The sequence below is a fragment of the Mucilaginibacter aquatilis genome (genome assembly GCF_009755275.1).
Taxonomy (GTDB): domain Bacteria; phylum Bacteroidota; class Bacteroidia; order Sphingobacteriales; family Sphingobacteriaceae; genus Mucilaginibacter; species Mucilaginibacter aquatilis.
In genome coordinates, this window is sequence record NZ_WQLA01000003.1 from 709826 (window position 1) to 729309 (window position 19484).

Annotated in this window: 16 protein-coding genes; 9 read left to right on the forward strand and 7 right to left on the reverse strand. The window is 40.4% G+C overall.

The window, feature by feature from the left end:
- The first annotated feature begins 38 nt into the window (after positions 1-38).
- Both GO816_RS10885 and GO816_RS10890 read left to right on the forward strand, forming a co-directional pair.
- Entirely contained in the window at positions 39-1394 is a 1356-nt protein-coding gene (locus GO816_RS10885) for a glycoside hydrolase family 28 protein (RefSeq protein ID WP_157541926.1), read from the forward strand.
- 18 nt (positions 1395-1412) lie between these two features.
- Positions 1413-3239, forward strand: a complete 1827-nt coding sequence (locus GO816_RS10890; RefSeq protein ID WP_157541927.1) for an AAA domain-containing protein — start codon at positions 1413-1415, stop codon at positions 3237-3239.
- Positions 3240-3282: 43 nt separating this feature from the next.
- On the opposite strand, the gene GO816_RS10895 is transcribed toward GO816_RS10890, so the two are convergent.
- Complete coding sequence (locus GO816_RS10895) at positions 3283-3573, reverse strand: hypothetical protein (RefSeq protein WP_157541928.1); 291 nt, start codon at positions 3571-3573, stop codon at positions 3283-3285.
- Between the two features lie 98 nt (positions 3574-3671).
- Between GO816_RS10895 and GO816_RS10900 the strand changes: the two genes are divergently transcribed.
- On the forward strand, positions 3672-4826 hold the full coding sequence (locus GO816_RS10900; protein WP_157541929.1) for a tetratricopeptide repeat protein: 1155 nt from the start codon (positions 3672-3674) through the stop codon (positions 4824-4826).
- Here GO816_RS10900 and GO816_RS10905 read toward each other — a convergent pair.
- The gene (locus GO816_RS10905; protein WP_157541930.1) at positions 4823-5407 is read right to left on the reverse strand and encodes a riboflavin synthase; all 585 of its coding nucleotides are present in this window, start codon (positions 5405-5407) and stop codon (positions 4823-4825) included. The two genes, GO816_RS10900 and GO816_RS10905, sit on opposite strands and share 4 nt — an antisense overlap.
- Before the next feature lie 172 nt (positions 5408-5579).
- Here GO816_RS10905 and GO816_RS10910 point away from each other — a divergent pair, with 172 nt between their 5' ends.
- Both GO816_RS10910 and GO816_RS10915 read left to right on the forward strand, forming a co-directional pair.
- Positions 5580-6449, forward strand: a complete 870-nt coding sequence (locus GO816_RS10910) for a methylated-DNA--[protein]-cysteine S-methyltransferase (RefSeq protein WP_157541931.1) — start codon at positions 5580-5582, stop codon at positions 6447-6449.
- On the forward strand, positions 6436-7038 hold the full coding sequence (locus tag GO816_RS10915) for an alpha-ketoglutarate-dependent dioxygenase AlkB family protein (protein WP_157541932.1): 603 nt from the start codon (positions 6436-6438) through the stop codon (positions 7036-7038). Before GO816_RS10910 ends, GO816_RS10915 begins: the two co-directional genes overlap by 14 nt.
- Before the next feature lie 331 nt (positions 7039-7369).
- Here the strand turns inward: GO816_RS10915 and GO816_RS10920 are convergent, their stop codons facing one another.
- From GO816_RS10920 to GO816_RS10930, 3 genes are all read right to left on the reverse strand, one after another.
- The gene (locus GO816_RS10920) at positions 7370-8677 is read right to left on the reverse strand and encodes a DEAD/DEAH box helicase (protein WP_157541933.1); all 1308 of its coding nucleotides are present in this window, start codon (positions 8675-8677) and stop codon (positions 7370-7372) included.
- Between the two features lie 140 nt (positions 8678-8817).
- On the reverse strand, positions 8818-10941 hold the full coding sequence (locus GO816_RS10925) for a tetratricopeptide repeat-containing sensor histidine kinase (RefSeq protein ID WP_157541934.1): 2124 nt from the start codon (positions 10939-10941) through the stop codon (positions 8818-8820).
- Between the two features lie 183 nt (positions 10942-11124).
- Complete coding sequence (locus GO816_RS10930; protein ID WP_157541935.1) at positions 11125-12198, reverse strand: AI-2E family transporter; 1074 nt, start codon at positions 12196-12198, stop codon at positions 11125-11127.
- A gap of 196 nt (positions 12199-12394) precedes the next feature.
- Between GO816_RS10930 and GO816_RS10935 the strand changes: the two genes are divergently transcribed.
- A complete protein-coding gene (locus tag GO816_RS10935) occupies positions 12395-13501 on the forward strand; it encodes an NADH:flavin oxidoreductase (protein ID WP_157541936.1) in 1107 nt (368 codons plus the stop codon).
- A gap of 103 nt (positions 13502-13604) precedes the next feature.
- Here the strand turns inward: GO816_RS10935 and GO816_RS10940 are convergent, their stop codons facing one another.
- Complete coding sequence (locus tag GO816_RS10940) at positions 13605-15557, reverse strand: tetratricopeptide repeat-containing sensor histidine kinase (RefSeq protein ID WP_198171491.1); 1953 nt, start codon at positions 15555-15557, stop codon at positions 13605-13607.
- 278 nt (positions 15558-15835) lie between these two features.
- Between GO816_RS10940 and GO816_RS10945 the strand changes: the two genes are divergently transcribed.
- The 3 genes from GO816_RS10945 (at position 15836) to GO816_RS10955 (ending at position 18898) form a co-directional block, all read left to right on the forward strand.
- The gene (locus tag GO816_RS10945) at positions 15836-16741 is read left to right on the forward strand and encodes a helix-turn-helix domain-containing protein (protein WP_157541938.1); all 906 of its coding nucleotides are present in this window, start codon (positions 15836-15838) and stop codon (positions 16739-16741) included.
- 92 nt (positions 16742-16833) lie between these two features.
- Positions 16834-17832, forward strand: a complete 999-nt coding sequence (locus GO816_RS10950; protein WP_157541939.1) for a YhdH/YhfP family quinone oxidoreductase — start codon at positions 16834-16836, stop codon at positions 17830-17832.
- Positions 17833-18058: 226 nt separating this feature from the next.
- Positions 18059-18898 (forward strand): SDR family NAD(P)-dependent oxidoreductase, encoded by an 840-nt coding sequence (locus GO816_RS10955; protein WP_157541940.1) that lies wholly within the window; start codon positions 18059-18061, stop codon positions 18896-18898.
- 296 nt (positions 18899-19194) lie between these two features.
- Here GO816_RS10955 and GO816_RS18730 read toward each other — a convergent pair.
- The coding region (locus tag GO816_RS18730) for a hypothetical protein (RefSeq protein WP_198171492.1) at positions 19195-19484 on the reverse strand (290 nt) is incomplete at its 5' end.

Genomic DNA, 19484 nt, shown 5'->3' on the forward strand with positions numbered 1-19484 from the left:
TCTGAGTAATTAATTAGGTTTGCAAAAATATCTTTTAAATGAAGTTATACCTTGCTTTCCTTATCCCGATTTTAATCGGCGCATGTAAATCGGCTGATAAGCATGTGGAATCTGTAAACGATATCAAAAGCAATATTTTAAAGAGCATTCCGAAGGTTAAAATTTCTGATAATATCGTATCCATCACCAATTTTGGCGCTAAAGGTGATTCGGTTACCGATAATAAACCAGCGTTTGACAAAGCTCTTAAAACATGCAAGGAAAAGAACGGTTGTAAGCTAAGTGTTCCGGCAGGAACGTATTTAGTAAATGGCCCTATTCATCTTTCATCAAATACATCAATTGATTTAAATGATGGAGCTAAGCTCGTTTTTGGAACTAACGCGCATGATTATTTACCGGCCGTTGCAACCAGTTGGGAAGGAACTTTTCTATACAATTATAGTCCCCTTATTTACGCTTATAAGGCCAGCAACGTTGCCATTACCGGTAAAGGAACCATTGACGGAAACGGCGCAAACGGCTTTAGTAAGTGGTATGATTTGCAAAAGGCCGACCAGCAATTAAGCAGGCAAATGAACCACGATGGTACTCCGGTTAATAAACGAATGTTTGGCAAAGGGCACTTTTTACGCCCACAACTCATTCAGTTTTATGAGTGCAAAAACGTTTTGGTTGAGGGAGTAAAGATTATTAACTCCCCGTTTTGGTCAGTACACTTTTTAAAGTCAGAAAATATAACCGCACGCAAAGTTAAATTCAATGCATTCAACAGAAACAACGACGGTTTTGATCCTGAATATTCACGGAACGTATTTATTGAAGATATCGACTTCAATAATAGTGATGATAACGTAGCAATAAAAGCCGGTCGCGATCATGAGGGCCGTAAAACTGCTGCTCCCTGCGAAAATATAATAATTCGCAACTGCAGGTTTAAAGGCCTACATGGCGTTGTAATTGGCAGTGAAATGTCGGCAGGTGTACAAAACGTTTTTGTAGAAAACTGCACTTACGCCGGCGACTGTAAAAGGGGAATTTACTTAAAGTCAAATGCTGACCGTGGCGGGTTTATTCGTAAAGTATACGTAAATAATCTAACGTTCGGTAAGGTTGAGGATGGTATCTATATCACCTCCAATTATCATGGCGAAGGTAAAGGGCATGTAACAGATATCAGCCAGGTTTACTTCAATAATATCAAATTTAACAATGCTGCAAATTCTGGCTTAGTTATACAGGGGTACCCAGGCAAAAAAGTAAATAATATAAATTTTTCAAACATCAGTATTGACACATGCGCCAACGCTATAAGTTTCACTAACGCCGAAAACATCATACTTGGCAATCTCATAATTGGTAAACAAGCCACTACCCCATCTGCTGCAAAGTAAAAGCTCAATTAAATTTTAATGAATCCTTATTTTAAGAACCTGGTAACTTCACTCGATGCCGAACGCCAGGCCGATGCCCTATCATTTGCTGCGCTTACCAACGGTACAGGCGCTGCACAACGCCGCACGTTAGGTTTATGTTGGTATCCGGTTGCCATTCGCAGTACCGAACCAGCACGCGGTGACTATACCAGTATTGAAGTTGAGCGTACTACGCATAAAGATGTTTCGCATCAAATTCGTTTTGGCAGCTCTGTGGCTCTGTTCTCTAATCATGATGATAATGATCGCATCAATGGTACAGTTAGCTACGTAGGTACCGACAGGATGCGAATTACCTTGCTGACGGATGAACTACCGGATTGGGCAAGCGATGGCAAATTAGGTGTTGATTTGTTATTTGATGCATACAGCTATGATGAAATGACAGCGGCGCTCAAAACCGCAGGCAAGCTCGAAGCACCGATAGTGAACATACTTACCGGCCAGGCAAAGGCGACCTTTTCAACCACAATATCGTATACCAACAATGCTTTGAACCAATGGCAGCAAATGGCTGTGGCTAAAATTTTGGCAGCACAGCAATTAGCTATAGTTCATGGTCCGCCGGGTACAGGCAAAACCACCACCTTGGTTGCCGCCATAAATGAGTTGATTAAGCAGGGCGAGTCGCAAATATTGGTGGTTGCGCCCAGCAATACAGCTGTTGATATGCTGAGCGAAAAGCTATCATCCACAGGTCTTAATGTGTTACGTATTGGTAATTCTGTACGGGTAAGTGATTCTTTACAACGGCTTACGCTTGATAGGAAGATAGCCGGCCACGAACAGATAAAAGATATTAAGAAGCTGAAAAAACAGGCGTCTGAGTATAAAAACATGGCTCATAAGTATAAGCGTAGCTTCGGCCGCGCCGAAAGGGAACAACGCAAAGCTTTGTTTAACGAGGCCCACCGCATAATGCGCGATGTTGCCAAAATTGAGGAATTTTTAAGCGATGATGTTATAAGCAAAGCACAAGTTATTACTGCTACACTGGTAGGAGCCAATCATTACACCATTAAAAACCGTGTATTTAATACGGTTATAATTGATGAGGCTGGCCAGGCACTTGAACCCGCAACCTGGATACCTGTTTTAAAAGCTAACAGGGTAATAATGGCCGGAGATCACCTTCAGCTCCCTCCCACTGTAAAATCTCCTGACAGTGACTTAGTCAATACCTTACTTGAGAAGTGTGTTGCCAGGCACCCTGAGGCAGTTGTGTTACTACAGGAACAGTACCGCATGAATGAAAAAATTATGCAGTTTCCATCGGCAGAGTTTTACGATAATAAACTTATTGCCCATGCATCGGTAAGCAACAGGCTTTTGAGTAACGGCGATAAACCATTTACATTTATTGATACCGCAGGTGCAGGTTATGAAGAACAGGCTGAAGGTACCAGCACCGTAAACAATGAAGAAGCTGCATTTATAGCCCGACATATACAAAGCCGCAATTACGATGGAGCAAGTGTGGCAGTAATAGCGCCTTACAAAGAACAGGTGTTGCTTTTAAAAAACCTGCTTACAGGTACCAACGTTGAAATAAATACGGTTGATGGCTTCCAGGGTCAGGAACGTGATGTTGTTTACATTTCATTAACCCGTAGTAATAGTGATGGTAGCATCGGTTTCCTGACAGATTTAAGGCGTATGAACGTAGCTATCACACGTGCAAAATGCAAAGTAGTTTTAGTAGGCGATAGCGCCACCCTGGCAAAACATAAATTTTATAGTGATTTGATTAAATATGCCGAGGACATTGGCGGGTATGAAAGTGTATGGGAGTATCAGGCATAAAGTAACTTAATAAAAAAGCCTCCCTTTCGGGAGGCTTTTTTTATTAGATGTTATTAATGGCTTCTTGTTCTTTCAAGGCCTGAATATTGTTTTTGCTATTGAAATCATCGGTTTCGTTAGCAAAGTCGGCTAGTATTGATGCAATGTTATCGAGGTTGTCTGCCACACGCTGGTGCATTTCAGGCAAATCTTTTTCCAACCGTTTATTGCCTAAGTCAATATTGTCAACTTCAATTTTTCCCAGTTTCTGAATTACTGCTTGCTGACTGTTCCTCAAATCTTCAAGTTCGTGAACAATCTTTTCCATTAATTCCGCTTTTTTCAACTTATCCATTTCAATTAAAGATTGGTTTCAGCATTAAGAATAGATTTTTTGCAAAATAGTTTGAATTATAATTTATAACTAATACTTTAGTTGACAAATCGAAGGCAATGAAAACACTCTTTTTTTTATTTATTGTGCTTTTTGCAGGTAGTTTTACAGCAAATACTTTCGCCCAAAAAATTAATGAAACACAATTATTGGAGTATTATCAAAACCAAAAATTTTTGGAAGCGGCCAATTATTTAAAAAGTAATTATACTGAACCTGTTACTGATGTTACTGCCTTATCGCGCCTGGCCTATGCATCACAAATGGCCGGTAAGCTTACCGATGCTGAACTGTATTACAAACGCTTATTTGATATTGACAGTTCAAGGCTTTCGGTACTGAACAGCCTGGCCGGAATAAATTTGCGCAGGAGCAATTACAAAAAGGCAAATGACTACTACCAGCGTATTATAAAAGTTGATAGTACAAACTTCTACATTTATACACAGCTCGCTCGCATCAGCATGTTTACCGGCGATACACTTGGCTACGTTAACTCTCTTATTAAGGCTAACAAACTTAATCCCGAAGATGCCGATGTAGCCTCTGACCTGAGTAACGAGTTAGTTAATCGTAAAAAATTTGCTAACGCCCAATATATCCTTAGCCGAGCCATAGCGGCTGATTCACAAAATGTTGTTTTATTGCAAAGTTTATTAAAGCTTACGCACGCGCAATCAAAGTGGCCCGAAACCATTGCAACCGGCCTGCAATTATTACAACTGGGAGACGGTAGTTACCCTACCGCAATTAAGTTGGGGCAGGCATACTACAAAATAAAAAACTATGTATGTTGCCTTGAGGTTTTGGCGGGCATGCCCGAAATGCAGCAAAACGAAACATCTTTTTACTACATGGGCTTAAGTTATAAAGCACTTAAAAAATATGCAAAGGCTATAAGCTACCTTGAAAAAGCAATCAGCGATGGTATATCTCCGGCAATACCCACTTATTACGGCGAAATTGCAAACAGCTTTCAGGAATCAAAGCACTTTAAAAAAGCCGAACTAAACTACCAGAAAGGTTTGGAGTTTGCCGAACGTCCGTTGCTACTATATTCGCTGGCTACGCTTTACGACGCCGACTTAAAAAATAAAGCAAAAGCAATAAAATATTATAAAAAGTACCTCGCAACCAATCCGCCTGCCATGCAGCAGGTTTATATTGATTATACTAAAACACGAATAGGTACACTTGCTGGCACGGCCAATTAGCGTTGCATTAACCGGGCAACATATTTACCTATAATATCAAACTCAAGGTTAACCACATCACCTTCGCGTACGTTTTGCAAATTGGTATGCTCATAAGTATAAGGGATGATAGCAACCGAAAAATTGTCAGCCTGTGAATTAACCACGGTAAGGCTTATGCCGTTAATGCATATTGAACCCTTTTCAACGGTAACATTACCTTTAGAGGTATCATATGTAAAGGTATATTCCCAGCTGCCATCAAGTGCCTTAAAGCCGCTGCAAACAGCAGTTTGATCAACGTGCCCTTGTACAATGTGTCCATCAAGACGGGCATTCATCTGCATACAACGTTCAAGATTCACCAAGGCACCAACTTCCAAATTGCCGATGTTTGACTTTTTAAGCGTTTCGTCGATAGCTGTAACAGTATGGCTGCCATTGGTAACAGCTACTACAGTAAGGCATACACCGTTATGGGCTACCGACTGGTCAATTTTCAATTCAGAGGATATATCGCTTTCAACGGTTATGTGTACATTTCCGCTTTCATGCTCAAGCTTGGCCACCCGGCCCAGGGTTTCAATTATTCCGGTAAACATTTAAATTTCTGTGTACTTAAATAAATATACAAGTGTTTATTCAAGACCAAAACTAACTATAATCTTACCACCTTTTATCAGGTGTGCATCATTATCAATATATTTAATTACGCAAGAAACGGGTTGGAAACGAAAACGTGCTAACTTAGTTTTGCTGTTATTAGATATTGAAATGGAAACGCAGAACGAAACAGATTACAAAAGGATTGCCGATGCGATTGAATTTTTGAAGTTAAACTTTAAAAGCCAGCCTGCTTTGGATGAGGTAGCAGCACATGTAAATTTAAGTCCGTTTCACTTTCAGCGTATGTTTACAGATTGGGCAGGCGTATCACCTAAGCAGTTTATAAGCTACCTTACCCTTGAACACGCAAAATCTATTCTTGCTAACAAACAAGCCTCACTATTTGATACCGCCTTGGAAACTGGACTGTCAAGTTCCGGAAGGCTACATGATTTGTTTGTTAAGATAGAAGGAATGACGCCCGGCGAATACAGGAACGGTGGTGAACAGCTTACTATAAATCATAGTTTCGCTCAAAGTCCTTTCGGGCGTTTACTCGTTGCTTCAACTCCCAAAGGCGTGTGTTATATGGCCTTTGCCGATGAAGATGATCAGCTTGCCATTACGTTGCTTAAAAAGCGCTATCCTAACGCCAATTATTTACCGTCTACTGATGGTCATCAACAAAATGCCATGCTATTATTTAAGCATAATTGGAGTAGCTTGCCTGCTATAAAACTCCACCTCAAAGGCACTCCTTTTCAGCTTAAAGTTTGGCAAACGCTGCTCACCGTACCTGTAGGTGGGTTGATTACCTACGGACGTTTAGCAGCTCAATTGCATAGCCCTACTGCCAGTCGAGCGGTGGGTACAGCAGTCGGCGATAACCCGATAGCGTTTCTTATACCTTGCCACCGCGTAATTCGCTCAACCGGCGAAATTGGTCAATATCATTGGGGCGCTACCCGTAAGAATGCCATGATTGGCTGGGAGGCATCAAGGTTTTCAATTAGTAATTCATCCGATGAAATTATTTAATAACAACGTGCAGAATTTGCTGCCTTATGATGGAGAAGCTATATACCATGAGGGTGTGTTGGATCCCATTGAGGCCGACAAATACTTTGATATATTTTTAAAAGAAATTGCCTGGGTAAACGATGAAGCCATTATGTTTGGCCGGCGCATTATCACCAAAAGGAAAGTTGCCTGGTACGGAGACGCTGATTATAAATACAGTTATTCAAGAATAGACAGGCATGCGTTGCCATGGATTGATAGCCTTAGAATGATTAAACAACAAATTGAGGAAACATGCGGTAAAACATTTAATTCCTGTTTGTTAAATTTATATCATAATGGCAGTGAAGGTATGTCTTGGCATAGTGACGACGAAAAGGAATTAGGTAATGATCCGATTATAGCATCTTTGAGCTTAGGAGTAAATCGAAAGTTTTCGTTCAAACATAAGCAAACGAAAGCTACCGTTTCATTAGCGCTCAATCATGGTAGTGTGCTTTTGATGCAAGGGTCAACGCAACATTATTGGTTACATTCTCTGCCTAAATCAACAAAAATCACTGGTCCACGCATAAACCTTACATTTCGTAATATCATTGGTGGGTAAAATAACTTATTGAGTCGTTATAACTTGTTCGTATATATTATCATGATTTTTTATAATATATTGTTTATAAAATAGATATGTGATTTATGTCGATAATCACTATACGTAAAGAAAGATGTAATTTGCCATTACTACGCTTGCAAATAGGCCTAATTGCCTCCTTCGTTTTTAATTACCTGCCTTACTTTGATAAGTTAAAAAACCTATTAAAACAAGTTCATAAATCCTATTACATCATTTTTGTGAACGGAAACGCAGGCTGAAGAAGCTGCTAGTTTTATACGACATACAATGAAGCATAAAAAAAGCCCGGTATTCAACCGGGCTTGTATCAACCATACTTTTTCTTTTTAGTCATCTTAGCCTTTTCGCCCGAACTGTAGTTGTACGTTTTAGCGTTTTTGGCTTTTTTTTCATGGAATGCTGCCCCCCGTTCATTTTCATCCGGCTTTGCATTTCCCGCTTCTGCATCTTCCGGTGTTTTCCTCCGTTCCTTTTCAATAATAAGGTCTTCCGGTAATTCAGCAACCTGAATTTTACTTCCTATTGCCTGCTCTATTTTGCGCACCCCGTTCAGTTCGAGATCGGTTACAAAAGTAAGTGCCATAATTTCTGTTTCCTCTGCTTCGTTGCCTTTTTTAACTCTTGTAAGGTATGTCTCAGCATCCTGTGGTAGTTCAAAATGGAGCAGAAAAGGAACGTCTTGTAATGGAAGCTCACCTACATCTTCGTTAACCACCAAAAGCGTGCGCGCGTTATCATCAGCTAAAAAAGCTTCTACAGAATCAAAGCCAGTATAATCATAAAACCACGAACTAAATAGAGACACAGAGCTGTTATTGCGTGTTTGAAGGGTTTTGTATAGTTTTTCAGCAGTTTGCCGGGTGTTTACAAATACCACCGTTTTGGTGAACAGGTCCTCATCCTGCATAAACAAACGCAACAAATTTACCTTGGTACCAAAGTTAGGTACATGATATAATAGCTGGTCGATAGTTTCAAACGCCTGCTCTCTCATTTCCTCAACCTCAATGGTTGCCGGCTGGCGCATAAACGGGCTTATCATACGTTCCAGTTTATCGTGCATCACTTCGGTAAACACCAGGTGCTGTCCTTTTTGAATACTTTGAGCAAGCTCGTTAACCGGTAATTGCAATCCCTGTTTAACAATTAGGTCGGCATCATCAACCACCAATAAATCTACAGTGTTTAGGTTGAGCCCTAATTTTAGGTAAATTGCTCGAGCGCGGTCAGGTGTTGCCACCACAATATCGGCACCTTCGGCCATATCGTCCATTTGCACTTCGGTGCTACCAGCTGCATGCAGCCCCACCAAACGTATTGATTTATTGGTATTGAGCTGGTCAAATTGTTCTAACACCGCATCAACGCTCTCTGCATCTGGCACAAGCACCAGCACGCGGGTTATACCATCGGCTGCGTAAGTAAAACGGTTAAGTATACCTGTAATATAAGTGGTAGTTTTGCCACAACCATGCGGACCGATGGCTATAACATCCTGCCCGCCAATTATGCGGGATAACGTTTTTTGTTGAATATCGGTTGGGCCGTCAAAGCCTGCTTCTGTTAAAGCACGCACCAAACCCTTTTTAAGTTTTAATTTTTCTGCCCAGGCCATTCGTAGTCTCGCTTTTAAAAAGAAAGTAAAATTACCTTTTTTAGTTGGGATGATGGATAAGAAATTTTGGGCCTAACCGAACGAATAATTACATCAGTTTAAAGAAGATTTAATCAGTAATTGCAGACTACAAAGGGCATTTACACGGTAGGTAAATCTATATAAAATGTAGTACCGACGCCCAATGTACTTTCAAACCATATAATACCTTTGTTTTGCATTACCATGTCTCGGCATAGTATCAAGCCCAGATGACTTCCTTTTTCGCCTTGTGTGCCGGTAGTCAAAGTATGGTCGAGGTTAAAGACCTTATCCTGATCATCATCACTCATTCCCCGCCCAGTATCTTTGATATATACTACTGCCCTATCATCAATTATTTCTGCGTGGAAGGTGATACTATCGCCGGGGTTACAAAACTTTACACTGTTTGATAGCAGATTACGTATAACCAGGCTAATCATATTTCTATCGGCAAATAAATTTACCGGCGTAGCAATGCTATGTTTAATATGTAAATTCTTCAATCCAATTTTAGTGGCATACAGTTGAATGTTTTCATCTATGCAGTTTCGCACATCAAAGGCAACCGGATTGATCTGTATACCCTCAAACTGACTTTTAGACCATTCAAGTAAATTATCGAGGAAGTTACCGGTACTTAATATCGTATCTTCAAGTTTAATCAGCAATACTGAAAGCTCCTTCTCGCCTATTTCACCATCATGATATATCTCCAGCAGCGTTTGCAATGTACTCAACGGACTGCGCAAATCATGAGATACAATTGAGAAAAACTTGTTTTTTACATCATTTAAACGCTCCAGCTCCACATTTTGTCTGTGCGTTAAATCCATTTGTTCGTTTAAATCGTGGTTAAGCTTTTCGAGTGTGATGTTAATTTGGGCTATTTCTTCTTTTTGCTTTGTGAGCAGTTTGTTGGCTGCCTGTTTCTCGATATTGCGGCGGTACTGTATAATAAGCAGTAAACATACCGATGCCAATACAATTATAATGATGATGATGACGCTGCTATACTTTTTTACCTGTGATTCATAACCTGTTATTTGCCTGGTAATTTGTCTATTATCAGCGGTAAGCTCAGCATTTTCAACCCTGATGCGGTTGAACTCCGTGAGGGTAACATTTTTTAATGCGTTTTCGGCCTGTATACTGTCCTGGTTGGCAATATAGCGCGATTGATAGTGGAAGGCCTTCTCAATTTGATTACGCATTTTGTACACAGCAACCAGCTTTTGCAACGCATCAGAAATAGCAATTTTTGATTGAGCTGCCAGCGCCAGGCTCATGGCCAGCAGTGCATGTTCTTCGGCATGCTCATCTTGTTTAAGAGCCAGGTACACGTCGGCAACCATGGTGTGTGCTGTAGCCTCTTCAAATTTATCATGTAAGGTGCGGAAACCTGTTATAGCAATATTGAAATGCCTTAATGCTTCACTGTAATCACCTTTTTTATAATAAAGCCGGCCTAAGCCCTTGCGCGAAAGTGAACCGCCATTAATATCTCCAACACTTTCCCTTATTTGCAAGCTTTTATTTAGATGAATTAGTGCCTTTACAAATTGACCCGTTGCCTGATAACAATTACCAAGCTCATAAAGCGCGCTGCCAACACCGGCTTTATCATTAACGGCACCATAGCTCTTTAGGGCTTGCTGAAAATAGCTTTCGGCAAGTCCATATTGCTTCATATCGTAATATATAGAGCCAATATTAACCAAACACTGGTTTATTCCCCTCGTGTAGGCAATCTTTTTATATACTTTGAGTGCCTTGATGTTATATTTTATAGATTCCTGTTCATCATCAAGCCTGTCATAAGCGTAGGCCATACAAGCTAAACTACGCCCCATGCCTAGTTGGTAGTTTATGCTTTTTGATTGATTGTACGCTACATCAAAATAATAAAGTGCACTATCAAGCTTACTTTGTATACCATATGAAATACCCATATGTACGTATGCATCGGCATAAGCCTGTTTGTTGCCAAGTTTACCGGCTAAATTTTGGTAGATATTTGCGTAGTAAAATTTTTTGTGTGGATCGACTCCCGAATAAGCTTCGGTGAGTTGTTGCAGTAAAGGCAGCCTGGAAGAGTCGGGCATGGTTTGGCTCAGCACCTTTTCCAGTGAGTCTACCTTTCGCTTTTGGGCAAAGCCGTAATTAGTCAGCAGCGTTAGGCACAACACAATAATGTACCTAATACGGCCTGTGTAAAACTTACAGGTGTAGAAATTAAACATAGGGGTTAACCAAATATAGCAGGTTAAACTCCTTTGTACGATATTTAATTATAATTAGTTGCCTATTAAATATTTAGCAGCTTTATATCGATATAATTCTACGTAAGAACTGAATATTACATAAAGTATTTGCAGGGCTTCAAAATATAAACCCACACATATAATAATTGGTTCTACTAACTTTTATACAGTTAAGTTGGTGTTTATTTGTCCCTTTGCTTTGGCGCGCATAGGCTTAACGTATAGTTCGTCAACCAAAATCATTACGATAGCTAACAACGGAACAGCCAGAATTATACCAAGGGCCCCTGATAAAGTTCCCATTAGTATTTGACTGATAATGGTAAGTGCCGGCGGCATATTAATTAACTTTTTCTGTATGATAGGAGTTATAATGTTTCCAACAATGGTTTGAGTTACAATATACATTAATGCTACTATTATAGCAGTGTTAGTGCTAATTGTGAGAGCCAATAGAACACCCGGAATCATTGCTGCAGCCGTACCAAAATTGGGTATAATACGCAGTATACCAGCAATCAGGGCTAGCACCAGGGCAACTGGTAAATCCATAAAGGTGAAGCATATGGTTAGCATAACAGTAACCAATACGGTGGCTAAAAGCGTGCCTTTCAGCCAACCTTTTAATGACAAGCTTATACGGTTAATTACATATAGACCCATAAACTTCTTGTTTTCGGGCAATAACAATAAGATACCGTCCTTATATATGGATGGGTTAACCGAAAAAAATATACCTAAAAAAAGTATGATATAAATATTTCCTAATACGCCAAAGCTTGTACTAAAAAATGATTGCGCAGTGTCCATCATTTTTTGATTGCTGTTTCTACCGTTAAAATACTCAAGCACCTTGTGTCCCAAAGGATCTTTTGAAAGCTTAGCCTGAAAGTTATTGATGGTATGAGGAAGGCTTTCACTCAGTTGCGAAACCTGGATCGCAATTTTTGTCCCCATAAACCAAAGCGATATTGCAAGTAAGGCAAAAGTACCGCACACCGAAATAATCATGGCCCATTTACGGCTCAACCGGGTTTTACGTTCAATTAAATCGCCCAGTCCGTGAAAGTAAACCGACACCAATGTACCGCACAGTACCATTAGCAATAAGTTGAATGCCACACGGGCTATAAGTATTATAATTACCAGCAGTGCAATTATGGCTACTGTTTGCCATACCTTTTGTATGTAAGTAAGTTCCTTTTGAGTAGTGTGCTCAGTTTTAGTCTTGATCATGTAAATATGTGCCAGGAGTTAAGCTAAAGACAGTTTGCATTCCTAAATGTTTTATAAGTTAGTTCGCATCAATCATGATTTCACCCGTGGAATTTTATGCGTACAAGTTTGCTTTAGTGCAGTTACAAAGATTCTATTGTAGGGTTTAGCAACTTTCTCAATGCTAAATTGTAAATAAATGTAACAACACTTATTTATGAAAACAGATAGCTTATTCAGGCCCTTCAGCTTGAAATCATTAAACATACCCAATAGAATTGTGATGGCGCCTATGACGCGATCTTTCTCGCCAAATGGTGTACCAACTGATACAGTGGCTGCATATTACGCTAAACGTGCAGAAGGCGAAGTTGGACTTATACTATCAGAAGGAACTGTAATCAATCGTCCATCATCTTCAAATGAACCCAACGTGCCGCATTTTTACGGCAGTGACGCCTTGGCTGGTTGGCAAAATGTAATTAACGCCGTTCATGCTGCGGGTGGAGCTATGGGGCCGCAAATATGGCACATGGGCGTAATGAATAATCACGCGTCGGGATGGACACCGCCGAAGCTATTTGAAGGCCCGTCCGGGCTAAACAATCCAAACCTAAAAAACGGTGTAGCAATGACAGATAACGACATTGCCGATACCATTAAGGCATTTGGCCAGGCCGCCGCAGATGCAAAGCGTTTGGGCTTTGATACCCTTGAGTTGCATGGCGCGCATGGTTATTTAATTGACCAGTTTTTTTGGGATGCAACCAACCTTCGTACAGACAAATGGGGCGGTAAAACCCTTACCGAACGGAGCCGCTTTGCTATTGAAGTAATAAAGGAAGTACGCAAGCAGGTTGGCGATAATTTTGCAGTAATATTACGCCTGTCTCAATGGAAAGGCACTGCTTATGACAACAAATTGGCAGCTACTCCTCAAGAGTTAGAAGCCTGGCTTAATCCCTTGGCTGACGCGGGGGTGGATATTTTTCATTGCTCGCAGCGTCGTTTTTGGGAACCCGAGTTTGATGAAAGTGACCTTAACTTTGCTGGTTGGGCAAAAAAGGTAACCGGTAAAGTAACCATAACTGTAGGATCAGTTGGATTAACCGGCGAGTTTTTAGCTGCATTTGCCGGCGAAAGTTCACAGCCAAGTTCATTAGATGAATTGTTACGGCGTATGGATCGCGGTGATTTTGATCTGGTTGCCGTTGGTCGTCCGCTTCTTTCAGATCCGCAATGGGTAAAGAAAATTCGTGAGCAACGCACTGATGAGCTAAAAGGCTTTACCAAAGATGCCTTAGCTGAACTGGTGCTGGACTAAACATCGACACTACACCATCATTAAAGGCCGCAATTTGTTTGCGGCCTTTAATGATAAATTGTATTTCTCAGAGACTGTACAATTAATGTATTAACATAAAGTATTAATCTGCAGTGGGCAACTCTACATAAAAGGTTGTGCCTTCTCCTGTTGTACTGGTAAGCCATATTTTACCTTTATGCATATCAATAATCCGTTTTGATATGGATAGACCTAAACCAAATGGCTGCTCTCCTCCTGTTCCAACTCTTTTTGCCGGTGTAAACATTTCAAAAATACTTTCCTGATCTTTAGCAGGTACACCAATACCCTTATCGGCAATCGAAATAATTACTTTATTATCCTTCTTTGTTATAGCGACCTTAATAGAAGTTTTCTCGTGGCTGAATTTTATAGCATTTACAATTAAGTTATTAAACACCCGCCAAATTTTTTCGTGATTGATGTAAGCCATCACACTTTCTTCGTCACTTGTGAACTTAATTTTTTGCAGCTTTTCATCAGCCTTAAACTGCAACAGTTCAACAGAATCAAACAAAAGGTTTTTGATATCGATAAGTTCGACCTTTAACTCCTCGTTTTCGTCAGATAAGCCCGATTTTAGCAACTCATTAATCATTTCCATGGTATGAATGCCGGTTGTTTCAATTAGATGGAGCATGTGCCTGCTTTCCTCACTAAATTCATCTTCGCCAAGTAAAATGGCAGCTAACCCCGTCATGCCCGATAATGGATTGCGTAAATCATGCGCCATCACACGCATAATTCTTATGTAGTTTTGATTTACACGCTCAAGCTCAGTAAGCGCATGTTCAAGCTTTTCGTTCTGTAGTGCCGCTTCTTTGTTTGCCTTCTGGCTCCTTTTCAGGCTTCGATTTATAAGTACAATTATCACAATTGACAGCAATGCAATTACCACACTACCCGCCAAAAAAATCTTTTTAAGCTTATTTTTTTGCGAAAGCTTGTTTACGGTTTGCTGCTGTGCGAGTGAGTTTAGCTCACGATTTACATCAAGCTTGTATAAATTGGCAGATACGCTTTCAAGCGAATCTTTTAAGTGCATATAAGTGTTTTGATATCCATAGGCTTCATCTTTATCACCTTTAGCAAATAAAAATTGCGCATACATTTTATTCCATCCTACCTCAATATCCAAATTTTGCTTATCGTACTTTTCTAACCTGGTTTTGCTTTGTTCAAAGGCAGCAGCGGCCCTGTCAAACTGTTTTTTACGTGTGTATAAATCAGCAAGCTTCAAGTATGGCGGAATTTTAATGCCATCAACTTCTTTTAAAGGCAATTGCACCGCCTTGAGCAGATAAAGTTCTGCTTGCTTAAAATCATTTTTGCTTAAATATAGACCGCCAAGATTATCAAAAACAACAATGCTGGCAGCATTAACATCAATACCTGTTGACCGTGCTGTATCGATAAGCTTTAAATCTTTTAGGTAAAAGTATTCGGCACTATCCAATATTTGCGACTTTTGGTAGGAAATGCCGGTATTGTTCAGTACTCCCTGCAAAGTGTAAAACTGCTTTTGGAATGAGTACCGGCTGCCACATTGCATAATCAGCTTGTAACTATTTGACCACAGCCTTGCTGCCTGCCTGAAGTTTTTTTGCTTATAATAAATGTTAGCCATTTTGACCGACAAGTAGCCGTCATCGCAGTTGCCGTTGTTAAGTATTTGTTTGGCTTTGTAATAATATTTAAGGGCAGTATTGTATTGCTTTAAGTTAACGCTTGCCTCTCCTTTGCATAACAGGGCTTTGTAATATTGATTTGGATGTTGCTTTTTGCGGGCGTCTGTTGAAAAGAAAGCCATGGCGCTATCAGCGTAACGGTTGCGCAACTCAAAATCAATTTCCCACTGTGCTAAAAAGCAGTAGTAATCTGTTACAGCCGGATCCGAATCTTTGATGAGTGGACGGATCTTTTTTAAGTTTCTAAGTCCGCTATCGCCTTTTGACATCGTTATCAGGCTGTCGGTTAGTCTTAGTTGCTTGTCAATGTCAATATCAGGACTTGATACATGTTCTTTACAAGACATCCAGGTTAAGATGGAAGTTAAAGACATTATGATGCATACGCACCGGGAATAGTATGAAAACTTCATCAGCACTTATCGGTTACCAATTTAATTGCAATTTGGGAGGAAAGATAGGCAAAAAGTATTTTTCGGGGTAATTTCGGGTAAAATTGGTATAACAGAGTATTAAAATATTGGCTTTAGAATAACTCAATGTTTGAATTTTGCAACTATTTGTTTGCAAATTGCAATTGCTTGAAATTTGCAACATGTAAATTTGAACTATAAAATTTGCAATCATGAGCAAGGCTGAAACTTTAGAGGATTTTTACCAGCATAAATTCAATTACCTGCCACAAAACCTGCAACAGGATATTGGCCACTTTAATGTATTTAAAACTGAGGATTGCTATAAACCTGATGCCAAGCCTGTTGTATACGCGCGCCGCGACTTCTATAAGGTAAGCCTGTCAAAAGGCCATTACCGTTTTCACTACGCTGATAAAAGCATTGAGGTGAATGGCTATACGCTGATATTCTTTAATCCGCAGGTGCCTTATACGGTTGAAAACCTATCTGATGAACGCTCGGGTTACTTCTGCATTTTTTCAAAATCTTTTTTTGCTGATAAGCTGCGCGGCACGTTGAGCGATTTGCCAATGTATGCACCTGGTGGCAAGCCTGCTTATATACTTACCGAAGAGCAATTTGGCCTGGCTGGCGACATATTTAAACGTATGCTGGAGGAGATCAATTCTGACTACGCCTTTAAATATGACTTGATACGCAACTATTTAACGGAGCTTACTCACTTTGCTTTAAAAACCCGTCCACAAGAAAGTTTATACCAGCACCCTGATGCAAAGTCGCGCATTACGGCTGTGTTTACTGAACTGCTTGAGCGCCAGTTTCCAATTGAAACGCCTTCTCAAAGATTCACCATGCGGTCGGCCAAGGATTTTGCTTCGCAACTTGCGGTACACGTTAATCACCTTAACCGCGCTATCAAAGAAACCACAGGTAAAACAACCACAGATTTAATTGCCGAACGTGTGACCTCTGAAGCAAAGTCACTACTTCGCCACACCAACTGGAATGTATCTGAAATTGGCTATTGCCTTGGTTTTGAAGAACCTGCGCATTTTAATAACTTCTTCAAAAAGCAAACTCAGGTTACGCCTACCAAGTTCAGGCTGGCAGCTTAATTGAGTGCTCTTATCAATATAGTGCATCTTAGGCAATTTATTTTACTTCAAACTAAAGTTGATTTTGCTTGAATGGAAAACTATATTTGATTATGGACGCTACTTTCAATGCACTTGTGATTACCGAGAATGCCGGGCAGTATATTAAAGAAGTTAAACAGGTTTACACCAGTAAATTGTCTGTTAATGAATTACTTATAAAAGTTCATTACTCGTCGGTTAATTACAAAGATGCATTGTCTTCATCAGGCAATAAGGGCGTAACTAAACACTTTCCTCATGTGCCCGGTATTGACGCGGCCGGCGTTGTAATTGAATCTAAGAGTACATTGTTTAAAACAGGTGATGAGGTAATTGTTACCGGTTACGACTTAGGTATGAACACATGGGGTGGCTTCGGCGAATACATAAGCATTCCTGCTGCGTGGGCAGTACCATTGCCAAAAGGCTTATCTTTATTTGAATCCATGATATACGGAACGGCTGGATTCACAGCCGCTCTTTCTGTTTACCAGATTGTTAACGCCGGCATCACTCCTTCTAAAGGAGAAATTGCCGTTAGCGGTGCAACTGGTGGCGTGGGTAGTATTGCTGTTGCAATACTTAATAAGATAGGGTTTAGCACTACAGCTATTTCAGGAAAAAATGATCCGGATTTTTTAACAGAAACACTTGGGGCTAAACAATTCATCAGCAGGGAAGAATTTATTAATAAGCACAATGGCAAGGCGTTGCATACTCCTACCTTTGCCGCGGGTGTAGATACCGTTGGTGGTGAAGTGCTATCAGGAATTATAAAATCCGTACAATATGGCGGGGTGGTAACCTGCTGCGGCATGGTTGCCTCACCCGAGTTATTAACCAGCATCTTCCCTTTTATACTTCGCGGCGTATGCCTCACAGGTATCGATTCTGTGCAGGCCCCAATGCCGCACCGCATTCAAATATGGCAATTGATGGCCAGCGGTTGGAAGCCAGCAAAATTAACCCAGCTTTCCACTCAGATAACTCTTGAACAACTCCCTGATGCTCTTAACCAAATTTTAAACGGTCAGGCTAAAGGTCGCTTTGTATTAAAGCACCATGTTTAATCTTTCAAATTCTTTCCGAATTTATCTCTTTTTATCCCGCGTTTAACCTTTTTCTACCTGACGGTTCGTTTAGGTTTCCATCGAAATGCTGAGACAGTTTAGAATGTATTAAGTAAATAATCTTATACTTAGTTTGAATTTTGCAATAATCAGGTTGATTTATGCAAACGGTTACTTTTTGCCTTATGTACTTTTGTGTTATTAAATAAACACAAATAACAAGGCTATGAAAACAAATAAAGTATGGTTTATTACAGGTGCTTCTAAAGGTTTTGGTTTAAGCCTGGTAAAACAATTACTAGCACAAGGGCAGCCCGTAGCGGCTACCTCCCGTAATATAGATGATCTTAAACAGGCAGTTGGTTCCAACTCATCACTGTTTTTACCCTTACAGGTGGAACTGGCAAATGAGGAAAGCGTAAAAAACGCTATTGTTGAAACGCATAATACCTTTGGCCGCATTGATGTTGTGGTTAATAACGCCGGATACGGTATTGGGGGAAGTATTGAGGAACTAACCGATGAAGAAACCCGCCACAGTTTTGATGTAAATGTATTTGGTACATTGAATGTAATACGTAAGGTAATGCCTTATCTGCGCGAGCAAAAATCCGGTCACATTATAAATTTATCTTCGATAGCCGGAATTGCGCCGGGCATGGGTTGGGCGGTATATGCGGCTGCTAAGTTTTCAGTAATTGGCTTATCGGAGGTATTGTGGCAGGATGTTAAAGATTTTGGCATCAATGTAACAGTTGTAGCTCCGGGTGCATTTCGTACCAGCTTTTTAACGCCCGAATCGTTGGTGCTGGCCAAAAACCCTATTGATGAATACACTGCGGTACGTGATGTACACGCAAGGTATTTGCAAATGGATGGTAAGCAAGCCGGTGATCCGGAGAAGGGTGCAAAAGCTTTAATTGACCTTGCTTACGAGGAACACCCTCCGCTTTACCTACTGTTAGGAAGCGATGCGTATGACCGTGCTATGTCTAAGCTTGAACAGCTTGAGAAAGAATTTAGACTTAATGAGGAGCTAAGTAAGTCAATGGCCTACCACGGCTAAAACGCGTTGAACTTCTACTAAATGCAACCATCTCTTATAATTTATGATGAAATTTGAAATTTGTTTATTGCTGCTTGATGTACTGCGCATTGGGCTGGCGTTATCATTGAGCTACTACTTTGTAAGAAATGTCCTCAGCAAAATTGAAGCAGAATACTAAAGAGGTAGTGCGGCAAAGGCCAATCAGTTGTGATTGGCCTTTGCTATATAAAAAACGGCCGTTTGAATAATCAAACGACCGCTACATTACATATGAAAACTTAATAGGGAACTTGTTTGGGCTTTGTCAACTGCAGTTATTCTCTGCTGGCCAGTACCTGTGCTGGTGTGCTTTGAGCTGGTTCAGCTTGCATACCGGCAAAGATCACACCCTCGGTGTAGGCATGGCCTTTGATGCTCATGGTACTGGTGCCTTTTGCTAAGGCTGATACCACTACCTGGTAACCTTGTGCACTTACTGACTTTTGTGCTGCTGCTAAAGTGAATGCGTTGTTTGCCTTGGCTACCATTTCGCTGTACATACCTTCATGTTGCATGTAAAAGCTGTGGAAAGCAGCCTCTTTGTAAAAGCTCTCCAGTAACGAGC

Coding starts and splice junctions, on each gene's coding strand:
- GO816_RS10885 (WP_157541926.1), top strand. CDS start 39: ATGAAGTTATACCTTGCTTTCCTTATCCCGATTTTAATCGGCGCATGT.
- GO816_RS10890 (WP_157541927.1), top strand. CDS start 1,413: ATGAATCCTTATTTTAAGAACCTGGTAACTTCACTCGATGCCGAACGC.
- GO816_RS10895 (WP_157541928.1), bottom strand. CDS start 3,573: ATGGATAAGTTGAAAAAAGCGGAATTAATGGAAAAGATTGTTCACGAA.
- GO816_RS10900 (WP_157541929.1), top strand. CDS start 3,672: ATGAAAACACTCTTTTTTTTATTTATTGTGCTTTTTGCAGGTAGTTTT.
- GO816_RS10905 (WP_157541930.1), bottom strand. CDS start 5,407: ATGTTTACCGGAATAATTGAAACCCTGGGCCGGGTGGCCAAGCTTGAG.
- GO816_RS10910 (WP_157541931.1), top strand. CDS start 5,580: ATGGAAACGCAGAACGAAACAGATTACAAAAGGATTGCCGATGCGATT.
- GO816_RS10915 (WP_157541932.1), top strand. CDS start 6,436: ATGAAATTATTTAATAACAACGTGCAGAATTTGCTGCCTTATGATGGA.
- GO816_RS10920 (WP_157541933.1), bottom strand. CDS start 8,677: ATGGCCTGGGCAGAAAAATTAAAACTTAAAAAGGGTTTGGTGCGTGCT.
- GO816_RS10925 (WP_157541934.1), bottom strand. CDS start 10,941: ATGTTTAATTTCTACACCTGTAAGTTTTACACAGGCCGTATTAGGTAC.
- GO816_RS10930 (WP_157541935.1), bottom strand. CDS start 12,198: ATGATCAAGACTAAAACTGAGCACACTACTCAAAAGGAACTTACTTAC.
- GO816_RS10935 (WP_157541936.1), top strand. CDS start 12,395: ATGAAAACAGATAGCTTATTCAGGCCCTTCAGCTTGAAATCATTAAAC.
- GO816_RS10940 (WP_198171491.1), bottom strand. CDS start 15,557: ATGTCTTGTAAAGAACATGTATCAAGTCCTGATATTGACATTGACAAG.
- GO816_RS10945 (WP_157541938.1), top strand. CDS start 15,836: ATGAGCAAGGCTGAAACTTTAGAGGATTTTTACCAGCATAAATTCAAT.
- GO816_RS10950 (WP_157541939.1), top strand. CDS start 16,834: ATGGACGCTACTTTCAATGCACTTGTGATTACCGAGAATGCCGGGCAG.
- GO816_RS10955 (WP_157541940.1), top strand. CDS start 18,059: ATGAAAACAAATAAAGTATGGTTTATTACAGGTGCTTCTAAAGGTTTT.